Here is a 789-nt window from a genome sequence, read left to right on the forward strand (position 1 = left end):
AAACGCTAGACAAGCTGTTGCCTTGGTCAACATCGCTACCGCTGACTTGCCACGTGTTTAAATCTTAATCCAGCTTATCTTAGCTCTCATCTGATGACAAGGTGGGGGCTATTTGACGCTTACTCCCTTTGAAAGGGATACCAGGAGTTTTTGCTAAGTTTCAATATTATAAAGATATCCAACAGAAGATTTTTAAAACCGTTCGCAGGAGAAATGGTGATATTGAGTGGTATTTTTTTATAACAGCAGAAGCCAGAAATAAGGTGGTTTTATATGAACTTGATGTATCGACTCATAATAGTACACCTAGACAATTATGGCCATAATAAAGACTAAATAGTTCGCTTTCATTGAAGTGTTAATCCTTATATTTTCTATTCTGTATGAAGTAAAAAATTCGCTCCAGAATAAGAACGTTTGTTCTGTATATAATTAAGAGCAAACGTTCTTATCGGGAGTGATATCATGAAGATGGAGAAATGGATTGGCTCTGTCGTAGAAATTGTTTATTTAAGTAATGCAGGTACGTTCTCTAAAAGAAAGATACACATAAATTAGCTTATCAAAGTTCTCGTCTGATGATGAATATCAAATATCTTTGTTTGACCAGGATCGAGAAAAGGCACGCGCATTAGAGCGAGTGACTGATGCTCCCACGCATTCTATTAAATAGCCTCTCGGAATTAGATGGGGGATTCCAGTGGTGATGCCAGAATAGTTATGAAATGGCGCTGGAAAATATGGAAGATGAAAACCAGTTTCAAAAAAGGCCAGACTCCACCAATTTTC

The 789-nt window shown here is 37.3% G+C and carries 1 protein-coding gene; it reads right to left on the reverse strand.

What is annotated here, in order from left to right; all coding sequences use genetic code 11:
- Window positions 1-588: 588 nt before the first annotated feature.
- A partial coding sequence (locus AC2TDN_RS26550) for a hypothetical protein (RefSeq protein WP_484690737.1) occupies window positions 589-789 on the reverse strand: 201 nt, incomplete at its 5' end.

This window comes from Paenibacillus sp. Y660, assembly GCF_057221575.1.